We start from the raw sequence: 23,795 nt of genomic DNA, 5'->3' as shown, positions 1-23,795 counted from the left end.
GCTTCAGTTCCGGTAGAGCAGGCCTGTGGTGTCGATCTCCGGGCGGCGCCCGGCGACAAGGTCGGCGGTGAGCTTTCCCGACCCGCAGGCCATCGTCCAGCCGACATGGCCGTGGCCGGTATCGAGATAGAGATTGGCATAGCGCGCCCGGCCATGCACCGGCACCGAACCCGGCATCATCGGCCTGAGGCCAGCCCAGAGCACGGCCTTGCTCTCGTCGATCGCGCCGGGAAAAAGATCGTGCGCCGTCTTGAACATGGTGGTGAAGTCAGCCGGCTTGTAGCTGCGGTCATAGCCGGCGAATTCGGCGGTGGAGGCGATACGCAGCCGGTTGCCGAGGCGCGAATAGGCGATCAGCCGGTCCTCGTCGACCCCGCCCATGGTCGGTCCCTTGTCGTCGTTGACCGGGATGGTGGCGGTATAGCCCTTCACCGGATAGACGGGCACGTCGATGCCGATCCTGCGGGCAAGCAGCGAGCTTTCGGGCCCGAGCGACACCACCACGGCATCGCAGGCCACCGGCCCCTGGTCGGTCAGCACGGCCTTAACCCGGTCGCCCTCGACATCGAGGCCGGTCACCGTGGTGTTGAAGCGGAATTGCACGCCATGCCGCTCACGCGCAAGTTCGGCAAGGCCGCGGGTGAACAGGCAGGAATCGCCGGTCTGGTCCATCGGCGAATAGACGCCGCCGGCGATCTGGTGCTTGACGGCGGCGAGGCCCGGCTCCAGCGCGGCCAGGCGCTCCCTGTCGACGATCTCGATCTTCAGACCGCGTTCGGCGATGTAGCCCATATGCTTGGCGCCGGCCTCAAGGCTCTGCTGCGAGCGATAAAAATAGAGAATGCCCTTGCGCTTGTCGTCATAGGCAAGGCCGGTTTCGTCCTGCAGCGCGTTGATGCATTCGCGGGCATAGAAGGCGAGCCTGAGCTTCACTTCCGTGTTCGCATTGGCACGAGCCTGCGTGCATTGCAGCAGGAAGCGCCAGGTCCAGGCCAGGAAATTCGGATCGAGGTTGAAGCGGACCTTGATGCCCATGTCGGGCTTGTAGAGCGACTTGATGAAGGTCACGAGCGCGGCCGGCGACGCCCAGGCGGTCGAGTCGCCCGGCGATACAAGACCGGCATTGCTCTGGCTGGTCCCGCAGGCAACATCGGCATGCCGCTCGATCAGCGTGACCTCGTGGCCGTCCTTTGCCAGATACCAGGCCGCCGCCGTACCGACGACACCGCCCCCCAGAACGACAACCCTCATTACGCCTCCCCTACGGAGTTTTCCTCCGTATTATCAACTTATTATCGCACCAGGTGGATCTTCTTCCTTATCCTTGGCAGGAGACGCGGTCAGCTCACAGTCCCCTGCTTGAAGGTCGGCGCGAAACCACCGGAATCGCCGTCATTGAAGCGAATGACGCGCGCTTCCTCCTGGAACTCGGCGCAGGACTGCCGCCAGATCACACCGGGCCAGACCAGTTCGACCGAGGCGTCCTGCGGCCGATAGAGCGCCGTATAGAGCGTGCCGTAGCCTCTGCCATACGAGGTCTGGTAGACGGGCGGGCGCAGGAAGCCGGCCAGGACGTTCTCGGTGCTCTGGTGTATGGCCAGCGCCTTCTCCAGCGCCGCCTCCCGTTCCACCGATTTGGTGGTCTGGGCATGGCGCGCCCATTCCACGCCATGCTGGTGGTTGGTGCTGACACGCTTGGCCACGACCTCGGCCGGACGGTCGGGATTGACATAGACGGTGGCGTGATGACCTTCGCGATCGATCAGCGCCACCGAATAGGACATGTGCACCGGGATGCGCCGCAGCATCTCGATCGCCTCTGCGGTATCAGAGGCGAATTCCAGCACATAGCGCAGCACGATCGGAATACCGAAGCCCGGTCCTGCCGCGGTCCGCCCTCCGAAGGAGAGCGAGACGGCAAGACCATCCTCGTTGATGCCGTCGAGCACGCCCCACAGGCAATCGACCACCGCCACCACCCGCTTGCCGTTGAGGCGGGTGGCGAGCCACGAGCCCTCCAGCAGGCGCGGGCTGTAGTCGTAATTGCGGATGAGTGCCGGTTCGGGATCGGTGATGATCGCTTGGGAGCAACCGCCGACATAAACAGGCGGGCACCACATCGACAGGAAGCGGGCTTCCAGGTCGCCGTCACCGGCTGCCGAGACGATCGCCTCATAGGCCGGCAACAGTTCCGGCATATGGGCACGCATCGCCTTCAGGCTTGCCAGATAGGTCGGGCGAGCCCTGATGCCGTCCCGCATGAACCAGCGGCTATAGGCGTGCCAATGACGATCGAACAGCTGGCGCCATTTGGCACCCGGCTGGTCCTCGTCCACGGCTTCGAACAGGAGATCCATGATCGCGCTTACAGGATCTTGAAGGAGCCGGCCGACGGGGTGTCGTCGCGCTGGACTTCCGTCAGGGGTTTGGTGGCATAAAGCCGCTTGATGCCCTTGATCCAGTTCAGTGCCCGCTCGTTCAGGTCGAACTCGTCGTTCATCACCCTACCACGCGTGATGAGGATGCCGAGATCGGCGCCCTCATAGCGGTAATCGCCGGGTCCGGTGATGCGCAGGAAGAAGGCCTCCTGCTCGTTCTCGATCGCCTGGCGGTGATAGTCGAAGCGGTCATAGGAGACGCTGCCGTCGGGCGCCATGCGATAGATGCCCGACGAAGGCGCATGGGTGACGATATCGACGATGTTGTCGGTCGCCTTGATCACCACCTGCGACCAACTATCGATGAACTCCTTCTGGGCCCAGCGATTGTTCAGTTCCTCGACATCGATCTTGTATTTGATGCCGGAGAATTCCATCAGGTGGAACATGAACAGCGGCGCGTCGGCATAGGCGAAGGCCGCGTGATTGGTCATCGAAGAGGCGCCGCAGATGCGCGGATTGAGCTCGCCCAGATAGACCTCGTTGTCCTTGATGTCGATCAGGAAATCGAGGTCGAAATAGCCGCGATAGCCTTCCTTCACCAACTGGTTGCCGAAGCGATAGGCCATGTCGCGCGCCTTGGCGCGGATGGTCTCGGAGAAGGCGCCCGGGAAGATCTCGTTGCCGCACCAGCCGCCCTTGTAAGGCGTCAGCTCAGGCTGGCCGACGACTTCGGTGAGCAGTGGGCCGACCAGCGTGCCGGACTTGGTGGCGCAGGCCTCCATGGTCGCGCCACGGCACTTGATCCGCTTCATGATCTTGACCTCGTCCTCGGCCGAGATCTCCTTGGCATGCTTGTTGTAGTCGTCCTCGCTGGCGATGAAGAAGGTGGTGTGGCCGCTATCGCCGAAAGCGGTCTGCACGACGAGATCGGTGCCAATACCGGCTTTCTTGGCGGCAGCCAGCAGTTCTTCATAGCTCTTGGCGCCGGCCAGCGTATTGGGCACGGACGGCACCTTGGCCTTGTTGCCAATGCGCACGGTCTCCATCTTGTTGTCGCAGCGCTGGCGCAGCGACGCCTTGGGGAACCAAACCTCGATGCCGAGGTCGTTGCAGATCTCCTCGGTCGTCTCGTCGAACATCAGGAAGGTCGCAACCGCGCGCCCGCCGCGGCGCTTGATGTAGTCGATCACTTCCTTGTGCTGAAGAAGATAGTTGTTGATGTCCTCGATACTTTCGAATTCAGCGTGAGGGATCTCGCTGGGAACGAAGACATTGGGGTGGCGTCCGTCGAAACAGTCGATATAGCTAATGAATTTGAAGTTTCTGACCCATTCATCAATGCCGATCAGGTTGAAATTCGTCGCCGATATGAAATAGATCGGCTGCTCGTTGCGATGCATGACAACGCGTAGATCGGCGACATTCCGAATGGTCTTCATTGCGAACCCCTTATGCTTTCCTGATCTTATCTTGTGCTTCTTCTTATGCTTTTTCTTCGGCATACAGTCAGAACCTAGCAAACTTGCTCGCTATCGTGTCAAGCGCGTCGTGACGTGCTTCACCTCCAGATAGGACGACATTCCCCAGGGCCCGAGTTCGCGCCCGATGCCGCTGGCTTTGAAGCCGCCCCAGGAGGTCTGCACGAAGATCGCCTGCGGACTGTTGATCCAGACATGGCCGGACTCGATCGCATCGGCGACGCGGTTGGCCTTGTCGAGGTCTTCGCTGACCACGGTGGCGACCAGGCCGAAATCGCTGTCATTGGCGAGTGCAATGGCTTCACTTTCACTGTCGAAGCTGCGCATGCACAAGACGGGACCGAAGATCTCCTCCCGCCAAAGCGGACTGTCGACGGGAACGTCCCCGAAGATGGTCGGCTCGACGAACCAGCCCTGATCCAATCCTGCCGGCTTGCCGCCACCCGTGAGCAGCTTCAATCCATCCGCCTTGCCACGCTCGATATAGGACAGCACCTTGTCATGCTGGGCCTTCATGGTGATCGGGCCGATCTGCGTCCCCTCGTCAAGCGGATCGCCCGGCTTGAGGGCACGCGCGGCCGCCACCACCGCCTCGATCAGCCTGGGCGCGATCGAGCGCTCGACCAGCAGGCGCGAAGTCGCCGAGCACATCTGGCCGGCATTGAAGAAGATGCCGCCCAGCACGCACTCCACCGCCTGGTCGAAATCGGCATCGTCGAAGACCACGATCGGTGACTTGCCCCCAAGTTCCAGGCTGACCGACTTGGTGCCGGGTGCGCCGGCCGCCATCACCCGGGCACCCACGGCATTGGAACCAGTGAAGGAAATCTTCGCCACGTCGGGATGCACCGTCATCGGTGCGCCCACCCGCTCGCCGGTGCCCGTGATGATGTTGAGCACGCCGGGCGGCAGGCCGATCTCGGCGGCGATGACGCCAAGCTCGAGCTCGACCACCGGCGTGATCTCGGACGGCTTCAGCACCACGGTGCAACCGGTTGCCAGCGCGGGCGCCACCTTCCAGGAGGTCGTTACCAGCGGGAAATTCCAAGGCACGATCAGGCTGGCGATGCCGGCCGGCTCGCGGCGCAGGCGCGCGCCGAAGGCCGCATCCGGCACCGGTACGGTTCGGTTCTGGCTGGCCTCGAGATCGGCAGCCAGCTCAGCATAATAGGCAAAGGACGCGGCCGCATCCGCCATGTCGATGCGCGCCTCGCCGAGCGGCTTGCCATTGTTGAGCGAGGAGATGCGGGCAAGCTCTTCCGCCCTTTCGGTCAGCCTGCCGGCAATGGCCTTGAGATAGCGTCCCCGTTCACGCCCCCCAGCGGCACGCCAGGCCGGGAAAGCTGCCTTCGCTGCTTCGACCGCCTTGGCGACATCGGCCGGGCCGGCAGCCGTGACCTGGTGATAAGCGGCCCCCCGATAGGGATCGAAGACCGGGATCTGCCCGGGCTCGACCGGATCCTGCCAGCGACCGTCGATGAAGAGCTGGTGTTGCATGGCCGGCCTCACTGGGCCAAGGCAAAGGCGAGCGGCGAGCCGGCCCGGATCTCGATCACCGTCGGCACCTGGCGGCCCGAGGAGGCGGCCAGTTCGCGCGTCAGTTCCTCGATGGTTTCAGGCAAAGCCGCGGCGCAGCCGAGCGCGCGGGACAGCCCGACGAAATCGGGCGTGAAGATGTCGACGCCGATCTGCGGGATGTCCCTGTCGGCCATGAAGGCCTTGATCTCGCCATAGGAGGTATTGTTCCAGATGATCACCACCGTGGCGATCTTCGCCTCCACGGCGCTCGCCATTTCCTGCAGCGAGAATTGCAGGCCGCCATCGCCGATCAGGCAGACTGAGGGCCGGTCGGGCGCACCGAGCTTGGCACCGAAAGCGGCAGGCAGGCCGTAGCCGAGCGTGCCATAGCCGGTGGAGGAGTTGAAATAGGAGCGCGGCTGCGGTGCCTGGTAGAACTGGTTGACGGCATAGACCGGCTCGGTCTGGTCGCCGGCGACCACGGCTTGCGGCAGGGTGCGCGTCACGATGTCCATCAGCTTGCCATGGGTCCGGCAGGCCGGCCACAGCCCCTCCTCGACCTTGGCGCGCACCGCGCTGGCACGCGCCTTGCCCTCGCCGGCCGGCCGTGCCTCGCCGAGCGCCGCGAGCAAGGCCGCAGCTGCCAGCTTGGCATCGGCGGCGATGGGCAGGTCGCAACGCAGTCCGGCGGCGAGCTGCAGCGGATCGATGTCGATGCGGATCAGCGGCCCGCCGAATTTGAGCGGCTGGGGTTCGGGATACATTTCCGTCTCGCCGAACTCGGTGCCGATGGCCAGGATCGCATCACTGGCTGCGAGTTCGGCCAGGAGCGGAGCCATGCCGAGATTGCCGTTGAGGGCTAGCGGGTGGCCGGGCTCGAGGATGCCACGACCATTGATGGTGGTGAAGACAGGCGCGTCGAGCTTGCCGGCGATCGCCGCGATTTCAGCCGCCGCATCGGCGGCCCCACCGCCCGCCACGATCAGCGGCCGCTTGGCGGCCTTGAGAATGCCGGCCGCCTTCTCGATGGCGGCGCCGCTGGCGGCAGCCTTGGCCGGCAGGGGCCAGGCCTCACTCGACAGATGATCGGCGGGTGCGACGATGACGTCGAGAGGGATCTCGATGTGCACGGGGCGCGGGCGCTGCGAATTGAACACGGTAAAGGCGCGTGCCATCACCTCGGGAAGCTGGTCGGGATCGAGCAGCGTATGGCTGAAGGCGGCGACCCCGGCCACCAGGTTGCGCTGGGAAGGCAGTTCATGCAACCGCCCCTGCCCCATCGCGAGCTGGTCGCGGGCATTAACCGCCGAGATGACCAGCATCGGCACCGAATCGGCATAGGCCTGGCCCATGGCGGTGGCGATATTGGTCATGCCCGGACCGGTGACGATGAAACACACGCCAGGTTTGCCCGTCACCCGGGCATAGCCGTCGGCCATGAAGCCGGCGCCCTGCTCGTGGCGCGGCGTGACGTGGCGGATCTTCGTGGCCGGCAGGCCGCGATAGAGTTCCACCGTATGCACGCCGGGTATGCCGAAGATCAGATCGACGCCATAGGACTCCAGCAGCCTGACAAGGTATTCGCCCGTGGTGAGGGACTGGCCTGACATGTGATGTACCGTTTGCAAAAGCATTTTCCAGAAAAGTCGGCAGACTTTACGATCGAGAAAATGCGTCAAGACAGGGAGCTAGGAAGAATTGCGAACTCGCAATTCGCCCCTAGGCGTTGCGCCTCTGTACGCCCGGAAGCACGCAGAGCATTTCGAACAGGAGATTGGCCGCGGTGATCGCGGTGTTGCCGGCCGGATCATAGGGTGGCGACACTTCGACGAGGTCGCAGCCGACCAGGTTGAGGCCCCAGCAGCCGCGGATGATCTCGAGCGCCTGGATGGTGGTGAGGCCGCCGATTTCCGGCGTTCCCGTGCCAGGAGCGATCGAGGGATCGAGGCTGTCGATGTCGTAGGTCAGGTAGACCGGGCCGTTCCCGACCTGGGCGCGGACTTCCTCCATCAGCGGCGTCAGCGACTTGTGCCAGCACTCCTCGGCCTGCACCACGCGGAAGCCCTGCTCGCGCGGCCAGTCGAAATCGTCGGCGGCATAGCCGGTGCCGCGCACGCCGATCTGCACGCAACGCTTGGTATCGAGCACGCCTGCCTCGACCGCCCGGCGGAAGGGCGTGCCATGGGCGATCGCCTCGCCGAACATATGTTCGTTGATGTCGGCATGGGCATCGACATGGATCAGGCCGACGGGGCCGTATTTCTCGGCCATGGCCCTAAGGATCGGATAGCTCAGCGTGTGGTCACCGCCCAAGGTGAGCGGCCGACAGCCATTCTTGATGATCCCCCGATAGGCATCGGTGATGATGTCGACGCATTTGGGCAGGTTGAAGGTATCGATGGCGACGTCGCCGATGTCGGCCACCTGCAGGCTGTCGAACGGGGCGGCCCGGGTCGCCATGTTGTAGGGGCGGATCATGCAGGATTCGGTACGGATCTGGCGCGGCCCGAAACGCGTGCCCGGCCGGTTCGAGGTGCCGATATCCATGGGAATGCCGACGAAACAAGCGTCCAGCCCCTCCGTGGTCGGCTGCGTCGGCAGCCGCATCATGGTGGCGGGGCCGCCGAAACGCGGCATCTCGTTTCCACCGAGCGGCTGGTTGAAGGATTTGGCTGTCATGACTTCCTCCGATGGAGCCGGCGCTCGCCACTCCCGCGACCGCCCGCATCCTGAACTTCGAGTAACTGGGAACAAGGCCCCCAGTTTCTGGTAGCCGGTAATCCCCTACTCGTCCACGCGCGGCAGGATGAGGCAGGGCACCGGGGAATTATGCGCGATCTTGCTGGAATTTGAGCCGAGGAACACCCGCATCACGGGCCCGAGGCTGCTCGACCCCACGACCAGCAATTCGGCATTCGCCCAAAGCAGCGAATCGAAGGCGGCCTTCCAGTTCTTGCCGTCGCCGATCTCCCCCGAAATCGCGACGGGACCGTCCCAATGTTCGAGAACGGAAGCCTGTGCGGCGCTCGCCTGTTCGCGCAGGGTGTTGGAGACGATGTTCTCGGCATCATAGCCTGCCCCGGTCGGATACATCTGCTTGTCACGCACCACCAACGTCACCAGGCGCAGGGGAACGCCGAGCAATTGGGCCAGGTCGGCACTGCGCCGCGCCAGCCCCGGCGAGGTGGTGCTGCCGGCAAAGGCGCAGCTCAGCCGCCGCACCTGTGTTCTCGCATCGGCCGAATAGCCCCTCGGCGCCACGGCAACCGGCAGATGGGCCGAGCGCAGCACATCGGTGGTCACATGTCCTTCCCCGAAACGCCCCAACGGGGCGGCACGGGTCGACCCCAGCACCAGGCAATCGGCATCGATGTCGGAAGCGACCTGCAACAGGCCTTCACGCGCCGACGGGGCAGAGACGATGACGAATTCGGCCTGCACGTCGGGAGGCAGGCTCGCTCTGGCTTTCTCCTGCGCCTTGGTAGCATGCTGGTGCAGGAAACTGCCGTATTCGCCATCCACGCGGGCCGGCGACGGCGGACCCCAGGTGTCGGGCGTGACGGTACATACGACCAGGGAGGCGCCGCAGGAACGCGACAGCACCGCACCGAGGGCGAGCGCCTCGCGCCCGCCCTGATCGGCGGAAAGGCCAACCAGATATTTCATTGGGCTGCCTCGCCGACTGCGTTGTCAGGAGCCTCCAGCCGCGAATGGCGGGCCGAATAGGTGAAGTATAGCAGCGCGGCGATGGCGATCCAGACGCCGGTAATGGCGAAGACGATGCCGCTCAGCCTCAGGATGAGATAGATGCAGGCGATGATCGAGAGGATTGGCAGGACCGGACCGAACGGAACCCGGTAGCCGCGCTGCATGTCGGGCTGGGTATAGCGCAGGATGAGCACGCCCGCCGAGACCACGGTGAAGGCGACCAGCGTGCCCATGCTGGTGAGATCCCATAGCAGGCCGGCCGGGACGAAGGCGGCGATCAGCGCAACGAAGACCGAGACGATGATGGTGCAGGCAACCGGGGTCATGGTGCGCGGGTTCACGTCATGAAAGATGGCCGGCAGCATGCCGTCGCGAGACACCGCGAACAGGATGCGTGACTGGCCATAGAGTACGATCAGCGTCACCGAGAAGATCGAGATCACCGCGCCGGCCGCCAGGAGATTGGCGGGCCAGGCTGCACCGGTGATGTTCTGGAGGATGGTGGCAAGGCCCGCCTCCTGCCCGCCGAACTGGCTGGCCGGCTGCACGCCGAGGGCAGCAACGGCCACCAGCACATAGAAACTCGTGACGATCACCAGGGCCGAAATGATGGCGAGCGGCAGGTTGCGCTTGGGATTGACCACTTCCTCTCCCGCCGTCGACACCGCGTCGAGGCCCACGAAGGTGAAGAAGATCGAGGCCGCAGCCGCTTGCACGCCGTTGAAGCCCTTCTCCCCGAAGAAGGGCGTGAAATTGGCGGCGTTGAAGGCACTGCCGGCAATCACGATGAACAGCGTCAGCACCGCCAGCTTGATCAGCACCATGATGGCGTTGGTGCGCGCCGATTCCTTGGAACCGCGCAGCAGCAGCAGGCAGCACAGCGCCACCAGGATCACGGCCGGCAGGTTGATCAGGCCTGAACCATCACCGAAGAAGGCCATGGCGAACGGGTTGTCGCTATCGGGAAGGGTGATCGGTCCCTTGGTCATCCAACCCGGCAGCACGATACCGGTCAGGTTGCTCAGGAGCTTTTCGACATATTCGGCCCAGCCGACCGCTACCGCTGCGGCAGAGATGCCATACTCCAGCACCAGGCAAGCCGCCACGAAGAAGGCAACGCCCTCGCCCAGCGTGGCGTAGGCGTAGGAATAGGAGGAGCCGGAGACCGGGATCATCGAGCTCATCTCGGCGTAGCACAGCGCCGACAGCCCCGCCGTGACGGCTGCGATGACGAAGGAGATCACCACCGCCGGGCCGGCCACGGGCACCTGCTCGCTCAGCACGAAGAAAATGCCGGTACCGATCGTGGCACCCACGCCGAACATAGTGAGTTGGAACAAAGTAATGGAACGGCCGAGATGACCGTGGCCATCGCCGCTGTCGGCGGTATCGGCGACCAATCGACTGACTGGCTTCTTGCGGGTGAGCCGCTCGATGAGGGATGACGCCATGCTTTCACTTCCCCTGGATTGCCCTTGCGGTGCCTTCTTATTGTGCGCCAGTGTAGCTCCCGGCCCAGCAAAAGTGCTGCCAAATTTCTGTCACATTTCAACACTTGCTGCTGCCGGAGCATGGCGACACGCAAGTTTGTGCCGCTCGGAGCCCGCGCTCCGTCTTGACGAGATCACCCGCAAGGTATCCTCATGCCGCCTTGAAAGCGGGCCCGCCGGAATCGCGGCGGGAGGTCGAGCGGCAGGGAGCGAAGCATATGAAAGACGATGATGGCTCGATCCGGCTCGACCAGGTCGACCTGCGCATCCTGGCGCGTCTGCAGGCGGATGCCCGCGCCACCAACCAGGAACTGGCCGATGCGGTGGGCCTGTCGCCCAGCCCGTGCCTCCAGCGTGTCAAACGCCTCGAAAAGGCCGGTGTGATCTCAAGCTACCATGCCAGCATCGACATCGCCAAAGTCTGCCGGCATGTCGACGTCATCGCCGCCGTGACCTTGAACAGCCATGGCCTCGACGACTTTCTCACCTTCGAAAAGATGGTGATGGGCATGCGCTATGTGGTGGAATGCACCAAGGTGAGCGGCCCGATCGACTATCTGGTACGCTTCGTCTGCCCCGATATCGGTTCCTACCAGATGCTGTCCGATGAATTGCTGAAGCTCGGGCCCAAGATCGGCAATCTGTCGAGCTATATCGTGCTGAAATCGACCAAACCCTTCAAAGGCGTGGCCCTCGACGATCTCGTCGCTCCACAGCCGCGTTCCATGCTCCGCTTGGATTCCGCCGCGAAAACGGCTACCCGGCAAGTGGAGTGAACCCATGAGAACCGGAAAAACATGTCAGGCCTTCACCCCGAGGTGAACGACGCATCGGCCCCGCTGCCGCGGCGGGACAATTCCCGTTTCCTGATCGCCGGCATCCAGATGCCTGTGCCGGTCACCGGCCAGAACATCGCGGCGATGGCCGCGCAGCTGGAAAAGGCGGTCGCGCTCTATCCCGGCGTCGACATGGTGGTGTTCAGCGAGCTTGCCGCGCATGGACCGCTGCATGCCTGCGCTTCAGCCGATCCCCTGGCCGACGAGGCCTTCTTCCAGGCGCTAGCTGCCAAGCATCGCATCTGGATCATTCCGGGCAGCGTCTTCGTCGAGCGCGACGGCAAGACCTTCAACCATGCCGTGGTGATCAATCCTGCCGGTGAGATCGTCGGGCGCTACGACAAGATGTTTCCCTTCATGCCGTTCGAGGCCGGTGTCACCGCGGGCAGCGAGTTCCTGGTCTTCGACGTGCCCGAGGTCGGTCGTTTCGGCCTGTCGATCTGCTACGATATCTGGTTCCCGGAGACCACGCGCACCTTGACCTCGGCGGGCGTCGAGGTGCTGATCCACCCGGTGCTGACCGGTACCACCGATCGCCAGGCCGAGCTTGCCATCGTCCAGGCTACCGCGGTGATGTTCTCCTGCTACGTCTTCGACGTGAACGGCCTGGATGGCGGTGGTGTCGGCCGCTCGCTCGTCGTCGATCCGACCGGTGTGGTGCTGCATCAATGCGGCCAGGCCACCGAGATCTTCCCGATCAATATCGATCTCGGCCTGGTCAGGCAGGTCCGGGCCGAGGGGGCCAATGGTCTCGGGCAGGTCCTGAAGTCCTTCCGCGACAAGAATGTCGTGCTGTCGACCTATGCCGACAATGGAAGCTCGGCCTATCTCGACAGCCTCGGTCCCCTGGTTCCGATGCGCAAGCGCGACTGGTCCTGACCGGCTCAAAGCATCTCCAGACCCTGCTTGCGGCGTGGTGGCGGGAAAGCCGCGTCGAGGCTGGCGCGATCGGCATCGCTCAGCTTGATCGCCAACGATCCCAGATTCTCCTTCACCCGTTCGGGATGACGGCTCTTGGGAATGGCGACGATCCCGGGTTTGTCGAGTACCCAGGCGAGCGCGATCTGTGTGGGAGTGGCGCCATGGTCGCGCGCGATCGCGTCCAGCACCCGGTGCCTGGCCAGTGCTCCCTGCTCGATGGGAGAATAGGCCATGATCGGCATGGACCGCTCGCGGCAATAGCCCGTCAGGTCATATTCGATTCCGCGCCGCGTCAGATTATAGAGCACCTGGTTGGCCTGGCAGTCCGGGCTGATCGCTTCGATCTCCTGCATATCGTCGACGTCGAAATTGGAAACGCCCCAGCGTAGGATCTTGCCGGCCTGCTTCAGGTCCTCGAAGGCCGCAATCGTCTCTTCGAGCGGCGTCGAGCTGCGCCAATGCAGGAGATAGAGATCGATGCGGTCGGTGCCCAGCCGCTTGAGGCTCTCCTCGCAGGCGCGAACCGCCTGGCGGCGGCCAGCATTCGAAGGCAGGACCTTGGAGACGAGATAGGTCTGATCGCGCCGTCCCGCGATTGCCTGTCCGACCACCTGTTCGGCACCGCCGCTACCATACATTTCGGCGGTATCGATCAGGCCGATGCCGAGATCGAGCCCGGCACGCAAGGCGGCGACCTCGGCTCCGGCCTCCCGCCTCGCCTCGCCCATGCCCCAGGTGCCGAGCCCGAATACGGGCATGGCGGAACCATCCGGCAGCCTGGTGGTGGAAATCGTCATGGTCTTACTCCTCGTAGCGGCACCAGGAACACTGCGGTCCCTGCCGCAGCGACGATCCTATCGTCCGCTCCGCCGGATTTCGACCCTTGCCCGCCGATCACCGTCCAAGATAGGAAAATCGATGTAAAAATCGGCGCTTACCCTCCCATTCCACCTCGACACCACCGGTTTCCCATACCTCTTTGCGGTAGATGAGGAGGAAAAAAGGGGTGACGGAAAGGCCATGCCGGCGATAGGAACCGACAGGCTGTGGCAGCCGTTAAACTCCTCCCGGCCTCTCCTTACGTCATCCGGCACTGTGACGGCAGCATGACAGCTACGTCTCCTAGCCGCATGGTGGAATGGATTGCTACTTTCGGCCGAGGCGAAAAACGTTTTTCCCGCACCACCCCAGAAATACCCCGCAAATTTGCCGGTCTGCATTTTGAGATCGATTTCATTAAGTTGTCTGGGAGCAATCTACCTTCCATTTGAACGACCCCAGTGAGCTAGGCATCCATGAAAGAGCCGAAAGACCCGGCCATCGCAGCGGCACTCGAATATGAGTTCGCGACGCATGACGCGATGGCCAATCTCAGGGACCGTAGATCCCCGGCAAAGGTCAAGGCCTGCCTCCGCTGGGCCGACGCCCTGTTGCAACTCGAAGCCCTACCCGAATCCGACCATCGCCGCGCCGGCGATTTCCTGGCCATGCGTGGCAAGATTCCGATCGAGGCCCGCAGGATCATCACCGATGCCATGGTGCGCCTGGATGCGGCCGCCATGGCAGCCGAGTGCCGCTTCGCCAAGACACAGACCAAGCACTGATCCCGATACGTCCGAACGGCTCCGAACCGCACCGCGCGCCCTTGCACGCGGTGTCGTCATGTTTGATGGCTTATGGTGGAGTATAGAGGCGGGCAGCAGAGATCGGAATGTCGGTTCGGCCGGGCCGGTCTAAAGTCATCGTGAACCCATCATGATGACGAAAGGACAAGCCCATGTCCGGCCTGCCACGCCCCCAGCCTGCTTCCCTGCCTGTTCCCAACGCCTATGGTGTCGACCGGGTCGCGGCCTATGATTGGCAGGGGCTGACCCGCGAACTCGATGATTATGGCTGCACCGTGCTGGATGGCCTGCTTTCGCCGGAGGAATGCCGGGGCATCGCCGATCTCTATGTGCGGGAGACGCATTTCCGCAGCCATGTCCATATGGCGAGGCACGGCTTCGGCCGCGGCGAATACCGCTATTTCGCCTATCCTCTACCGGCGCTGATCGGCGAGCTCAGAACCGCACTCTATCCGCATCTTGCCGCAACCGCCAACGCCTGGAACCGGCGCCTGGGAATTGAGGCAGGCTATCCGGCCGCACATGCCGATTTTCTAAAGGCGTGCCACTCAGCCGGTCAGAACCGCCCGACCCCGTTGCTGCTGCAATATGGGCCCGGAGACTTCAATTGTCTCCACCAGGATCTGTATGGCGACCTGGCCTTTCCGATCCAGGTTGCCATTCTCCTCTCTGAGCCCGGCCGCGATTTCACCGGTGGCGAATTCGTCCTCACCGAACAGCGGCCTCGCATGCAGAGCCGGGTCGAGGTCGTGCCCCTGCGCCAGGGCGATGCCGTCGCCTTCGCCGTGCATAACCGGCCGGTCCAGGGCAGCAGAGGGTCCTATCGCGTCAATCTGCGCCACGGCGTCAGCCGCGTTCGCTCGGGACAGAGGCACACATTGGGCCTCATCTTCCACGATGCCCGATAAGACGGCACCGGGAAGGCGGCATGCTCCGCCTTCCCGGTGCCTGGCAATCAAGGTTGCGCCGAAGCGGAAGAGCGCGGCACGATCTCCTGGCCGTTGGGTGCTGCGCCGATGCGATCCACTCTCACCACGTCGCCGGGGTAGACCGGGTCGGCTTCATTCGCCTCGATAGTCTGCGTCTTGTCTCCGACCCGCCGGATGATGGCAAAGGTCAGCTTGCTGTTGATGTTGCCGATCTGGGAGACGACAGCCTGCGGCGCCTGCACCTCGGCGTTGTAGATGAGCCCCTGCGTCGTCGTCGTCTTCTCGGCATTCACCGAGATCTTGCTGCGGACGTCCGAGATCTCGGTCAGAATGTCGTTGCGCCGTTTGTTGTGCAGGTCGACGACATCGCGTTCGGCCTTCGAGATATCCTGCTGCGCACGCAAGATCAGTAGATCAATATCCAGGCGGTTGCTTTCGAATTGCGAGACGTTCTGATCCAGCGCCAGTTTGCGCGAGGCGACAGCCAAACCCTTGGACACCAGGCCGTTGACGTTATCCAGTTCCTGCTTGGCCAAGTCGAGCTGGCGCTCCAGGGACTGGCTCTTGGCCTTGAGAGATTCGACCTCCGAGCCGAGCAGCTTCTTGGTCTGGTTGATCGCATCCTCCTGTGAGCGCAATGCCTGCTTGCGTGCCTCAAACAGAAGTTGCTCCTCCTTCATCATCTGGGCGATCTGCGGCGTGTCGGCCTGGCTCATCAGTTCCTTGGGGAAGGCTATGGTGTCGCTATCCCGCAATTCGGCATCGAGGCGCGCCTCGCGCGCCAGCAGCCCCAGCCGTTCCACCGCCAGGGTCCGCAGATCGCCGCGATTGACCAGGCTCTCACGCTGGAAGCTGAGAAGCCCGAAATCGGAGACACGCAGCACCCCCCCCGCCGTACTGATGGCCTGGAGCACGGTGAGGCCGGGCTTATAGGGATACTGGCCGGGCGTGGTCACCATGCCCAAGATGTAGAAAGGCCGGTAGGTCGACACTTCCACCGAGGCATCCGGCCGATTGGAAAGGCCGATGCTGGCCTGCAGCTTCTCGCCGATCAGGACAGACAGGTCGCCCGTGCTCTTGCCGGCCGCCGGAACCTCGCCGATGAGCGGCAGGGATACGTTGCCGGACGCGCCCACGACGAATTCGCCTGTCAACGCAGCCCATTCATGCACCTCGCTCGAGGAAGCGCGCCAGTCATAGACCCTGATCTTGAGCTTGTCTTCCGGCCCGAGCAGATAGGGCTCGGCCAGCGCCGTCGTCGCGATCCCCATCGTGACAACCACTGCGGTCAGCAGGCCTGTCACCAGGCGACGCAGGCTTGCACGTCGTGATTTGCGGCAAAACGAGGCCCTGTGAAATGCTGAGAAACTCATGGGGTTCAATACCGTCCTTCAATGAACGGGCCTTACGGGAAGGCCCGATCCGGTCTGCTTTGAAATAACGCAGTGATGCTCTCACATCGACTATGCCTGCGTGCTTTTTTCATGCACGCGCCGCTCGACATAGGCGCGCATTTTCTCAGTGAAGACTTCCTTGCCGAAACCCGCCGCATGGGCCGTAATCGCCGAGGGGTCGATATCCGTCTTTTCCAGGCGCTCGATCGCATCAATGATGGCTTCCACGCTCTGGGTTTGAAAGAACACCCCGGTCCTGTCGGCAATCACGGTTTCCGTCGCCCCTCCCCGCCCATAGGCGATCACAGGACGCCCGCTGGCCATGGCCTCCACCGGCACGATGCCGAAATCCTCCTCGCCCGGGAACACCAGAGCCCGGCAACGGGCATAATGATGCTGCAGCGCGCTGAAGGGCTGCGGCCCCAGGACCGAGACGGTCGGCCCCGCCATGGCCTTGACCTTGGCGAACATCTCGCCGCCACCGATGATGACGAGTTTCCTGCCGGTTCGGTTGAAGGCCTCCACCGCCAGGTCCGGCCGCTTGTAGCTGACCAGTTCACCCACCATCAGATAATAGTCTTCGAGTTCGGACGTCTCGACGGGGCGAAACGCCGCCGTATCAACGGGCGGGAATATGACATCTGAATCGCGTCGATAATAAGACTGGACGCGGCGAGCCACGGTCTTCGAATTCGAGACGAAATGATCAACGCGTGACGCAGAGGCTGCATCCCAGTTGCGAATATAATGCGCGATCGGGGGCATCATCATGCGTGTCAGGAAGCCACTACGCTCACGGTAGTCGTGGAACATGTTCCAGATATAGCGCATGGGCGAATGGCAATAGCAGATATGAACTGCATCCGCCGGCGGAACGATGCCCTTCGCAGGCCCGGATTCGCTGCTGATCACCAGATCGTAGCCGCGAAGGTCGAGATTCTCGAGGGCCATCGGCATCAGGGGCAAATAGGACTTGTAGAGGCGATGGGCGGCTGGCAAGCGGCTGATGAAGGACGTCGATACCTTATGGCGTCGGATCACCGGCGACACGGCGTCGGGCCGATAGACATGGGTGAAGATGTCGGCCTGAGGGAAAAGCTCGCAAAGCGCCTCGATGACCTTTTCGCCGCCGCGCATGCCGACGAACCAGTAATGTACGATTGCAACTCGCATTGCACCAATTCTTCCTGCGGGCCCCAAGTCGAATGCCCAATTCAAAGCACAAATACAGTTTTCGCAGCTCGCACCAAAGCATTCGGGCGTACGACGAAGGGGGTAATCCGCCCCATCCCGCCGGAGCGCGAAACGCCCGGCAAACTGCGACGGGGTGACCGCAAGCTTTGCGGATTAGCACATGCGAGCCGGCCACGATGTGCGTTCTAGCACACATCTCGCCTGGGTGGGCTATTCGGCCATTTTTGGCCTGAAACCCGCCAAATTCCTAGCGAGTCCCGCGAGATTGCGCTTTCGATACTATCCTTTCTCTCCCTTTGAAGGCGCCTCCCATGACGATGATGCTCTCCCGGCGGTGCCGAAAGCGGGGCGATCCTATTCGAGAGTCTAGGATAGGCTACCCATACACTCCCCGAGGATAGGGAAAAATACGGCGGAGAAGCAGAAAATTAAGCCAGCCAACCTTCCAAAGAGATAGACCTAACCCGTTTCTGCGATGCAGCATCCCCCTTCACCTACCTCCTAAACGGTATGGATTTAATCAAACTCTATCCTTTTTGGATAGGGGTATGCCTCTAACTCAACGCAACGGTAGGTACTAACCCCCCCAAATTCCAACAGCCCTAATCCTTGATTTCCAACACGAAATTCAGCAATTCAGGATCAATAAATTCATCCAAATCAAAACACGCTTCGGCTTGTGTTTACAAACGCCGGCAAAAACTTCCAAACGCCGCACCAAGCCCGATTTTGTTTTGGTTGCCGCAGCGCAACATGCTGAACGGCAACTCCACCCGGGATGAATAACATAGCGTAACGCAGCACTCTGACCGAGGCGAGAGATGGAAAACTTGGCTAGCTCGAACAGTCTTAGCCGTATACCCGGCAAAGACGATGCTTCCTTGTTCAAATCAAACAAGCAAAGAAGCGGCCTATCCCTTGAAATGGCAAAGGGAGGCAAGCGCGTGCTCGACATTGTCACTGCCTCGGCCGCACTCGTCTTCCTGCTGCCACTTTTCATGCTGCTGCTCGGCGTGCTGCTCGTCCTTCAGGGCCGGCCGATCTTCATTCGGCACAACCGCGTTGGTCGTGGCGGCGCACTCTTTCCGTGCCTCAAGTTCCGCTCGATGGTGACGAACTCGGACGAGGTGCTGCGCGAGCATCTGGCCGCCAATAGTGCGGCCCGCCAAGAATGGGAAGAGACCCACAAGCTCAAGAACGATCCGCGCATCACCCCGCTCGGCCAGTTCCTGCGAAAGTCCAGCATCGATGAGCTGCCCCAGCTCCTCAACGTCATCCGTGGTGACATGAGCCTCGTTGGTCCCCGGCCGATCGTCCGCGACGAAATGGTGCGCTATGGCGCCCATATCGAGGACTATCTCAAGGTGCGGCCCGGTCTCACCGGCCTGTGGCAGGTCAGCGGCCGCAGCGATGTGTCCTATCAGCATCGTGTCAGCCTCGATGTCCGCTATGTGCGCGAATGGAGCCTGTGGAGCGACATCGTCATCATCCTGAAGACGATCCCGGCCGTGTTGCGTCCCTCCGGCTCCTATTGAGCTTGGTTCAAGAGTCGGCCGCAGTTCAAGCGATCGAGTAACTGTCAGCCTTGCGCCCGAAGCACCACCGACTTCGGGCGTCTTTTTTTGACTGCTGTGGCTTGTTCAGCCGACGCCTCGCACGCTGGTCCTCAGGTCGCTTGCATCGAAAGGGAAGGCCTGCGATGAACGTCGACACATTGCCGCAATCGAGCGCGATTGACCCGGCTCCCGCCTCACGAGCTCTTTCGGCAACCATGATCGATCCGCTTTCCTTTGCGATCAACGGGCGCTTCCTCACCCAACCGGTCACCGGCGTGCAGCGCTATGCGCGGGAAATCACTGCCCATCTCGACGAACTCCTGCATCAGCAAGGAGGGCAGGCCAGCCTCTATCTGCCGGACAGCGGTGACGTTCCCGCCTACCGGGCCATCCAGGCCAGACGGTCCCAACGCTTGCGAGGGCATTTTTGGGAGCAGATGGAACTGCCCTTGCTCGATCGCCGCTTCCTGCTGAATTTATGCAATCTGGGACCGGTCGCCCGCAGCAGGCAGGTCGTCTGCATCCATGATGCCAATGTCGCCAACATGCCGACGAGCTACAGCCGGGCCTTTCGTGCCGTTTACGGGACGCTCCTGCCCCTGCTGGTTCGGCGCGCCGCCGCGATTACCACCGTCTCGCATTTCTCGGCGGGAGAGCTTGCCCGTCATCTGCCGATCGCCCGCGAAGATATCGTCGTTCTGCCCAATGGCCACGAGCATGTCTTTCGCTGGAACGCATCCCGCTCCTCGATTCGCACCAAGCACCGGTTCGAACGGCCCTATGTCTTCATCATCGGCAGCCGCGCCCGCCACAAGAATGTCGCGATGGTGCTCGATCTCGCCCAAGCCCTCGACGAGCGCGGCATCGACATTGTCGTGACTGGCGGCCAATCCAGCATTTTTGCCGCGGAAGAACACCGGGCCCCCGCGCCGAACGTACGTTTCATGGGCTTCGTCGATGATGACGACCTGGCAGCCCTGCTGCAGGGCGCGTTGTGCCTGCTGTTTCCCTCCTTCACCGAGGGTTTCGGCCTGCCGATCGTCGAGGCAATGGCGCTCGGCTGTCCCGTGATCTCATCCGATCAGGCCAGCATGCCGGAGGTGTGCGGCGATGCGGCATTGCTGGCGCCGCCCGACCAACCTGCTGCTTGGCTCCGCCATATCGAGAGTCTGGCCGGCTCAGATACCTTGCGTTCCACGTTCTCCGAACGAGGGCGCAAGCGCGTCGAGGCCTATTCATGGCGGAAATCGGCCCAAGGTTATCTCGACCTCATCCGCGAGAGGCGGTCCGGAAAAGCATGACGTATTCCTGGAAGTCATGCCGTCGCCACAACATGTTTCCACCGTATGATTTGAGCTTGGCTTGCCGCGAACGGGCGTGAGCCAAACCTTCCACCATCATGACCAATAGTATTGCGAGCCAAGCATTGCGACTTGCCTTCCCTAACTCTATAAGCGCGATATTCGACCTGAACTCTGCATTGCCTGCGCGGAACCAGCCGCGCGGCAGCGCACTGCCTCCAGGCTTTCCGCAATGTGACATGTTCGAGCGCGCTCGAACCGGATCGTTGGGATTGCCCGCGATCCCGTCGTTCCAATGTCGCCCTGTTCATGGATTTTGTTGAAGGTTCGAGGCCGCTGACATGCTCTATCTCAGGCCGCTGAATGATCAGCCCACGAGTTTCGGCTTGCGCGACATTCTCGTCGAGATCATGCGCTATGCCCGCGGCCTGGTGCTGTGGTTCATCCTCTGCGTCTTCGCCGCGATCATCTACATCGTCAGCACCCCGCCGGAATATTACGCAGCCTCCTTCGTGATTCTGGAGCCCAGAAGCTCCTTCTCAAGTTCCCAGGGGGTGGATCCCGGCCTTCTGCAGACCAATCTCGACAATTCGCAGATCGAGAGCCAGATTCAGATCGTGAAATCCGAACGGGTTCTGCGCCTGGTGTTCCAAACGCTGAATCTGCAGAACGATCCCGAATTCGTCGGCCCGCTGCCGGCCCAGGGCGTGACGCCGGATCTGGTCAAACGCCATGATGCAGCGGCCTTCACCACTTTCAGCGACCGCGTCACGGTACGTCGAATCGGGCAATCCCTGGTGCTCGAGATCGGCTATCGCTCGAAATCCGCCGCCAAGGCCGCCTCGATCGCCAATTCGATCACCGCCGCCTTCATCCGCGACCAGATCGATGCCAGGTCTCTGTCCATGCAGCGCAACAATGAATGGCTGCAAGGGCGCATCGACGAGATCAAGGGACAGCAACAGGCCATCGAGGAAGCGGTACGCAAGGGTGTCCTGCCTGATCGCCAGTTCTCCGCCTCCGACGCCCGTATCATCAGTTCTGCCGCCGAGCCCCTTTCGAAAGCCTATCCGCAGACGAAACTGATTCTGCTGCTGGCGGCTTCCTTCTCCCTGCTGACGGGTCTCGGTGCGGTCAGTATTTTTCACACGCTCAACCGCACGCTGCGCGCCAAGCGGCATGTGCAGCGCGAGCTCGGTCTCAATTGCATCGGCATCATCCCCTTTGCGACCGACGAGCGCGGCTCCGGCCTGCCGCACAGCCTTGCAGACCTCCGCCGTGATCTCGCCAAGCTGCCGAAAACGCTGGTTGCCGCGATTAAATCGCTGCGGCTATTCAGGCGGCGCCGAACCGATTCGGATGACAACTACTTTGCCTATGCCACCTCGAAGGCCGGCATGCTCTCCCCCTTCGCCGAAAGCCTGAGAGCCGTGCGCACGGCGATCATGGGCAAGGAGCAGAGTTCCGGCGCGCGAGTCATCGGCATTGCATCGTGTCTGCCCCATGAAGGCAAGTCCACCATCGCCGCCAACCTGGCCCATCTGTTCGCCGCGAGCGGCCGCCACACCATGCTGATCGACTGCGATCTGCGCGACGATGCACTAAGCCGTCACTACGCTCCGGATGCCCGTTATGGCCTGAGCGAAGTTTTGCAACAGCGTGGCAAGCAGATCACCGCCTCCGCGATCAATCTGGTTCCTCGTCTCGACTTCATTCCCGCGAACAGGGCTGGCGGCTCGGTCGATATCGATCTCTTCATCGGTTCATCCGTCATGCAGGAACAGCTCAACGCGCTGAACGCCTATGATTGCGTCATCGTCGATCTGCCTGCCATGAGCCTGTCTTCCGACGTCAAGGCAGTGGCACCGCTCCTTGATACGATGATCTTCGTCATCGAGGCGGGCCGCACCACCAGCGACGACGTGACCGAGGCGCTCGATACCTTGCAGCAGGCCAATGGCAAGGTGATGGGCGCCGTGCTCAACAAGGTGCCGAGGCGCGACTGGCCGGTGCTCCTACGCCGCCCGCGCGCCTGACCTGGCACACCGGGGTCTATCGGGGCCGCTCCCTCAGCGTTCGCCTTTCATCAATTCAGGGATGCTGCTTCGCCGTCCTTACGATCCAGGCCAGCTTCCCTCTCGGGGGAGCCTGCTCGTACGACCGAGGCAGCAGGAAACCAACCCGCTCGCCGTTTGGCCGATGGCTGCTGGTTGCGACGCCATTTGCCATCGCAACCGAGCCAATCGGCTTTCCCATTTACCCCAACGTTCGCCTCGGTTCATTTCGGGGTACCGCCTTTGAGTTAGAGAGTACCTAAATCGGTCCCGACTTTCACTCGCTTCCTATCAACATTGCTAGATTGAATCAGAGCAGAGCTTGCAACATTCTGCAGATGCTCATGATGGCATTGCAGTGCTCTAGACCAAGGAAATACCAGAGTGAATCGTCGAGGTGGCGGCAATTCACAAGTCTTTCCTTCGCGGAACATCCTGGTTTTGTCAGGCATGACCAACGGACATCGGTCGAATTCATGATCCAGGGGATGCGTTCTTCATTCTGTCATCCCTGACAGTAGCTGTCTGTTTCCTGACCGGAATTCAGTCTTACCTTATCCGTTTATATGTTGTGTGAAGTGTCCGAATTGCAATCTACAGATCTATCTCCCTCGGTGCCCTTGAGGCAGCTTGGTCAATCATATGGCCCCACCATGGTAGTAAACAGTCCACCAGGACAAATCGCCCTTATAAACCATAGGACATTACAGCGCGACTGCATCAGCCGTGTCCTGGCGGTAGAGTTTCCTGAACGAAAAATTTTGCCATTCGCCCGTCTGGACGAATGGAATGCTGTTGCCGATGAGCATGAGGAAGTCTCGCTCGTCATCATCTGCGAGGGTGACGATCCGAGTGATCTGACCTTGCTGGCCGCAGCAACCGGGCATATGCCCTCAGCCGCAATCATCATTCTATCGGACTCCGAGGATCCAGCCAGTATTTTCAGGGCTCTCGACCTCGGTGTGAAAGGCTACATTCCCAGCACGCTCGGTGCAGAGGTGGCCATCGAGGCAACACGCCTGGTCATCGCGGGCGGCGTCTTTGTGCCCGCCGCCAGTCTGATCCGGGCGGCGACCGAACCTGCCCTCGTCCGCCAGGAGCAGCCCGGCCGGAACTACCCGCGCATCTCCCCCCGGCAATTGTCGATCATTGCCGCGGTCAGTCGCGGCAAGTCCAATGCCGCCATTGCGACGGAGCTCAATCTGCGCGAAAGCACGGTCAAGGTTCACATCCGCAACATCATGAAGAAACTAAAGGTGAAGAGCCGGACTGCAATTGCCCACAAATCGCGTGATATTCTGCGCGCTGAAGGCTATGAGCTCAATAGTGCTTCGGACATGCAGCGCCTCACCTTGGACATCGCACGGTCTTCCTGACAGGCAGCCGCTTTTCTTCGCCCCGTCGGGCCAG

Annotated in this window: 19 protein-coding genes; 8 read left to right on the top strand and 11 right to left on the bottom strand. The window is 62.0% G+C overall.

Annotated features, from left to right (window positions below; all coding sequences use genetic code 11):
* Window positions 1-3: 3 nt before the first annotated feature.
* From ACTJKX_RS28650 to ACTJKX_RS28615, 8 genes are all read right to left on the bottom strand, one after another.
* Entirely contained in the window at window positions 4-1,251 is a 1,248-nt protein-coding gene (locus ACTJKX_RS28650; protein ID WP_440727320.1) for a D-amino acid dehydrogenase, read from the bottom strand.
* Between the two features lie 89 nt (window positions 1,252-1,340).
* Window positions 1,341-2,357 carry a C45 family peptidase gene (locus tag ACTJKX_RS28645; RefSeq protein WP_311935120.1) on the bottom strand — a complete coding sequence of 339 codons (1,017 nt, stop codon included), beginning with the start codon at window positions 2,355-2,357 and terminating at the stop codon, window positions 1,341-1,343.
* An 8-nt stretch (window positions 2,358-2,365) separates the two neighbouring features.
* Window positions 2,366-3,820 carry a biotin carboxylase gene (locus tag ACTJKX_RS28640; RefSeq protein WP_415082298.1) on the bottom strand — a complete coding sequence of 485 codons (1,455 nt, stop codon included), beginning with the start codon at window positions 3,818-3,820 and terminating at the stop codon, window positions 2,366-2,368.
* A 90-nt stretch (window positions 3,821-3,910) separates the two neighbouring features.
* On the bottom strand, window positions 3,911-5,356 hold the full coding sequence (locus tag ACTJKX_RS28635) for an aldehyde dehydrogenase family protein (protein ID WP_440727319.1): 1,446 nt from the start codon (window positions 5,354-5,356) through the stop codon (window positions 3,911-3,913).
* An 8-nt stretch (window positions 5,357-5,364) separates the two neighbouring features.
* Window positions 5,365-6,987 (bottom strand): 5-guanidino-2-oxopentanoate decarboxylase, encoded by a 1,623-nt coding sequence (locus ACTJKX_RS28630; RefSeq protein WP_440727318.1) that lies wholly within the window; start codon window positions 6,985-6,987, stop codon window positions 5,365-5,367.
* 109 nt (window positions 6,988-7,096) lie between these two features.
* On the bottom strand, window positions 7,097-8,056 hold the full coding sequence (gene speB / locus ACTJKX_RS28625; protein ID WP_440727317.1) for an agmatinase: 960 nt from the start codon (window positions 8,054-8,056) through the stop codon (window positions 7,097-7,099).
* Window positions 8,057-8,161: 105 nt separating this feature from the next.
* Window positions 8,162-9,043, bottom strand: coding sequence for a universal stress protein (locus ACTJKX_RS28620; RefSeq protein WP_440727316.1), 882 nt, complete (start codon window positions 9,041-9,043; stop codon window positions 8,162-8,164).
* Window positions 9,040-10,536 carry an APC family permease gene (locus ACTJKX_RS28615; RefSeq protein ID WP_311935132.1) on the bottom strand — a complete coding sequence of 499 codons (1,497 nt, stop codon included), beginning with the start codon at window positions 10,534-10,536 and terminating at the stop codon, window positions 9,040-9,042. Before ACTJKX_RS28615 ends, ACTJKX_RS28620 begins: the two co-directional genes overlap by 4 nt.
* 257 nt (window positions 10,537-10,793) lie before the next feature.
* Here ACTJKX_RS28615 and ACTJKX_RS28610 point away from each other — a divergent pair, with 257 nt between their 5' ends.
* The gene (locus ACTJKX_RS28610) at window positions 10,794-11,351 is read left to right on the top strand and encodes an Lrp/AsnC family transcriptional regulator (protein ID WP_311935134.1); all 558 of its coding nucleotides are present in this window, start codon (window positions 10,794-10,796) and stop codon (window positions 11,349-11,351) included.
* A gap of 21 nt (window positions 11,352-11,372) precedes the next feature.
* Window positions 11,373-12,290: a carbon-nitrogen hydrolase family protein gene (locus ACTJKX_RS28605; RefSeq protein ID WP_440727315.1), complete on the top strand. Its 918-nt coding sequence runs from the start codon at window positions 11,373-11,375 to the stop codon at window positions 12,288-12,290.
* 5 nt (window positions 12,291-12,295) lie between these two features.
* On the opposite strand, the gene ACTJKX_RS28600 is transcribed toward ACTJKX_RS28605, so the two are convergent.
* Window positions 12,296-13,129, bottom strand: coding sequence for an aldo/keto reductase (locus ACTJKX_RS28600; protein WP_440727314.1), 834 nt, complete (start codon window positions 13,127-13,129; stop codon window positions 12,296-12,298).
* Window positions 13,130-13,627: 498 nt separating this feature from the next.
* On the opposite strand from ACTJKX_RS28600, the gene ACTJKX_RS28595 reads away from it, so the two are divergent.
* Window positions 13,628-13,936 (top strand): hypothetical protein, encoded by a 309-nt coding sequence (locus tag ACTJKX_RS28595; RefSeq protein ID WP_068295966.1) that lies wholly within the window; start codon window positions 13,628-13,630, stop codon window positions 13,934-13,936.
* Between the two features lie 173 nt (window positions 13,937-14,109).
* Entirely contained in the window at window positions 14,110-14,865 is a 756-nt protein-coding gene (locus tag ACTJKX_RS28590; RefSeq protein ID WP_440727313.1) for a 2OG-Fe(II) oxygenase, read from the top strand.
* Between the two features lie 47 nt (window positions 14,866-14,912).
* Here ACTJKX_RS28590 and ACTJKX_RS28585 read toward each other — a convergent pair whose 3' ends face one another.
* Together ACTJKX_RS28585 and ACTJKX_RS28580 are read right to left on the bottom strand one after the other, a co-directional pair.
* Window positions 14,913-16,157 (bottom strand): polysaccharide biosynthesis/export family protein, encoded by a 1,245-nt coding sequence (locus tag ACTJKX_RS28585; protein ID WP_440727312.1) that lies wholly within the window; start codon window positions 16,155-16,157, stop codon window positions 14,913-14,915.
* 192 nt (window positions 16,158-16,349) lie between these two features.
* Window positions 16,350-17,453 (bottom strand): glycosyltransferase, encoded by a 1,104-nt coding sequence (locus tag ACTJKX_RS28580; RefSeq protein WP_311935145.1) that lies wholly within the window; start codon window positions 17,451-17,453, stop codon window positions 16,350-16,352.
* 944 nt (window positions 17,454-18,397) lie between these two features.
* Between ACTJKX_RS28580 and ACTJKX_RS28575 the strand changes: the two genes are divergently transcribed.
* The 4 genes from ACTJKX_RS28575 to ACTJKX_RS28560 all read left to right on the top strand — a co-directional run bounded on the left by ACTJKX_RS28575 (window position 18,398) and on the right by ACTJKX_RS28560 (window position 23,761).
* Window positions 18,398-19,009, top strand: a complete 612-nt coding sequence (locus tag ACTJKX_RS28575; protein WP_376717656.1) for a sugar transferase — start codon at window positions 18,398-18,400, stop codon at window positions 19,007-19,009.
* 164 nt (window positions 19,010-19,173) lie between these two features.
* Complete coding sequence (locus ACTJKX_RS28570) at window positions 19,174-20,331, top strand: glycosyltransferase family 4 protein (protein ID WP_440727311.1); 1,158 nt, start codon at window positions 19,174-19,176, stop codon at window positions 20,329-20,331.
* Between the two features lie 341 nt (window positions 20,332-20,672).
* The gene (locus ACTJKX_RS28565) at window positions 20,673-22,367 is read left to right on the top strand and encodes a tyrosine-protein kinase domain-containing protein (RefSeq protein ID WP_311935156.1); all 1,695 of its coding nucleotides are present in this window, start codon (window positions 20,673-20,675) and stop codon (window positions 22,365-22,367) included.
* Between the two features lie 671 nt (window positions 22,368-23,038).
* A complete protein-coding gene (locus tag ACTJKX_RS28560; protein ID WP_311935158.1) occupies window positions 23,039-23,761 on the top strand; it encodes a response regulator transcription factor in 723 nt (240 codons plus the stop codon).
* Window positions 23,762-23,795 lie beyond the last annotated feature (34 nt).

Source organism: Labrys sp. 22185 (assembly GCF_052045555.1).
Taxonomy (GTDB): Bacteria; Pseudomonadota; Alphaproteobacteria; order Rhizobiales; family Labraceae; genus Labrys; species Labrys neptuniae.
This window is presented reverse-complemented; position numbering and strand designations above follow the sequence as displayed.

Coding starts and splice junctions, on each gene's coding strand:
- ACTJKX_RS28650 (WP_440727320.1), bottom strand. CDS start 1,251: ATGAGGGTTGTCGTTCTGGGGGGCGGTGTCGTCGGTACGGCGGCGGCC.
- ACTJKX_RS28645 (WP_311935120.1), bottom strand. CDS start 2,357: ATGGATCTCCTGTTCGAAGCCGTGGACGAGGACCAGCCGGGTGCCAAA.
- ACTJKX_RS28640 (WP_415082298.1), bottom strand. CDS start 3,820: ATGAAGACCATTCGGAATGTCGCCGATCTACGCGTTGTCATGCATCGC.
- ACTJKX_RS28635 (WP_440727319.1), bottom strand. CDS start 5,356: ATGCAACACCAGCTCTTCATCGACGGTCGCTGGCAGGATCCGGTCGAG.
- ACTJKX_RS28630 (WP_440727318.1), bottom strand. CDS start 6,987: ATGTCAGGCCAGTCCCTCACCACGGGCGAATACCTTGTCAGGCTGCTG.
- speB (WP_440727317.1), bottom strand. CDS start 8,056: ATGACAGCCAAATCCTTCAACCAGCCGCTCGGTGGAAACGAGATGCCG.
- ACTJKX_RS28620 (WP_440727316.1), bottom strand. CDS start 9,043: ATGAAATATCTGGTTGGCCTTTCCGCCGATCAGGGCGGGCGCGAGGCG.
- ACTJKX_RS28615 (WP_311935132.1), bottom strand. CDS start 10,536: ATGGCGTCATCCCTCATCGAGCGGCTCACCCGCAAGAAGCCAGTCAGT.
- ACTJKX_RS28610 (WP_311935134.1), top strand. CDS start 10,794: ATGAAAGACGATGATGGCTCGATCCGGCTCGACCAGGTCGACCTGCGC.
- ACTJKX_RS28605 (WP_440727315.1), top strand. CDS start 11,373: ATGTCAGGCCTTCACCCCGAGGTGAACGACGCATCGGCCCCGCTGCCG.
- ACTJKX_RS28600 (WP_440727314.1), bottom strand. CDS start 13,129: ATGACGATTTCCACCACCAGGCTGCCGGATGGTTCCGCCATGCCCGTA.
- ACTJKX_RS28595 (WP_068295966.1), top strand. CDS start 13,628: ATGAAAGAGCCGAAAGACCCGGCCATCGCAGCGGCACTCGAATATGAG.
- ACTJKX_RS28590 (WP_440727313.1), top strand. CDS start 14,110: ATGTCCGGCCTGCCACGCCCCCAGCCTGCTTCCCTGCCTGTTCCCAAC.
- ACTJKX_RS28585 (WP_440727312.1), bottom strand. CDS start 16,157: ATGGGGATCGCGACGACGGCGCTGGCCGAGCCCTATCTGCTCGGGCCG.
- ACTJKX_RS28580 (WP_311935145.1), bottom strand. CDS start 17,453: ATGCGAGTTGCAATCGTACATTACTGGTTCGTCGGCATGCGCGGCGGC.
- ACTJKX_RS28575 (WP_376717656.1), top strand. CDS start 18,398: ATGGCAAAGGGAGGCAAGCGCGTGCTCGACATTGTCACTGCCTCGGCC.
- ACTJKX_RS28570 (WP_440727311.1), top strand. CDS start 19,174: ATGAACGTCGACACATTGCCGCAATCGAGCGCGATTGACCCGGCTCCC.
- ACTJKX_RS28565 (WP_311935156.1), top strand. CDS start 20,673: ATGCTCTATCTCAGGCCGCTGAATGATCAGCCCACGAGTTTCGGCTTG.
- ACTJKX_RS28560 (WP_311935158.1), top strand. CDS start 23,039: ATGGTAGTAAACAGTCCACCAGGACAAATCGCCCTTATAAACCATAGG.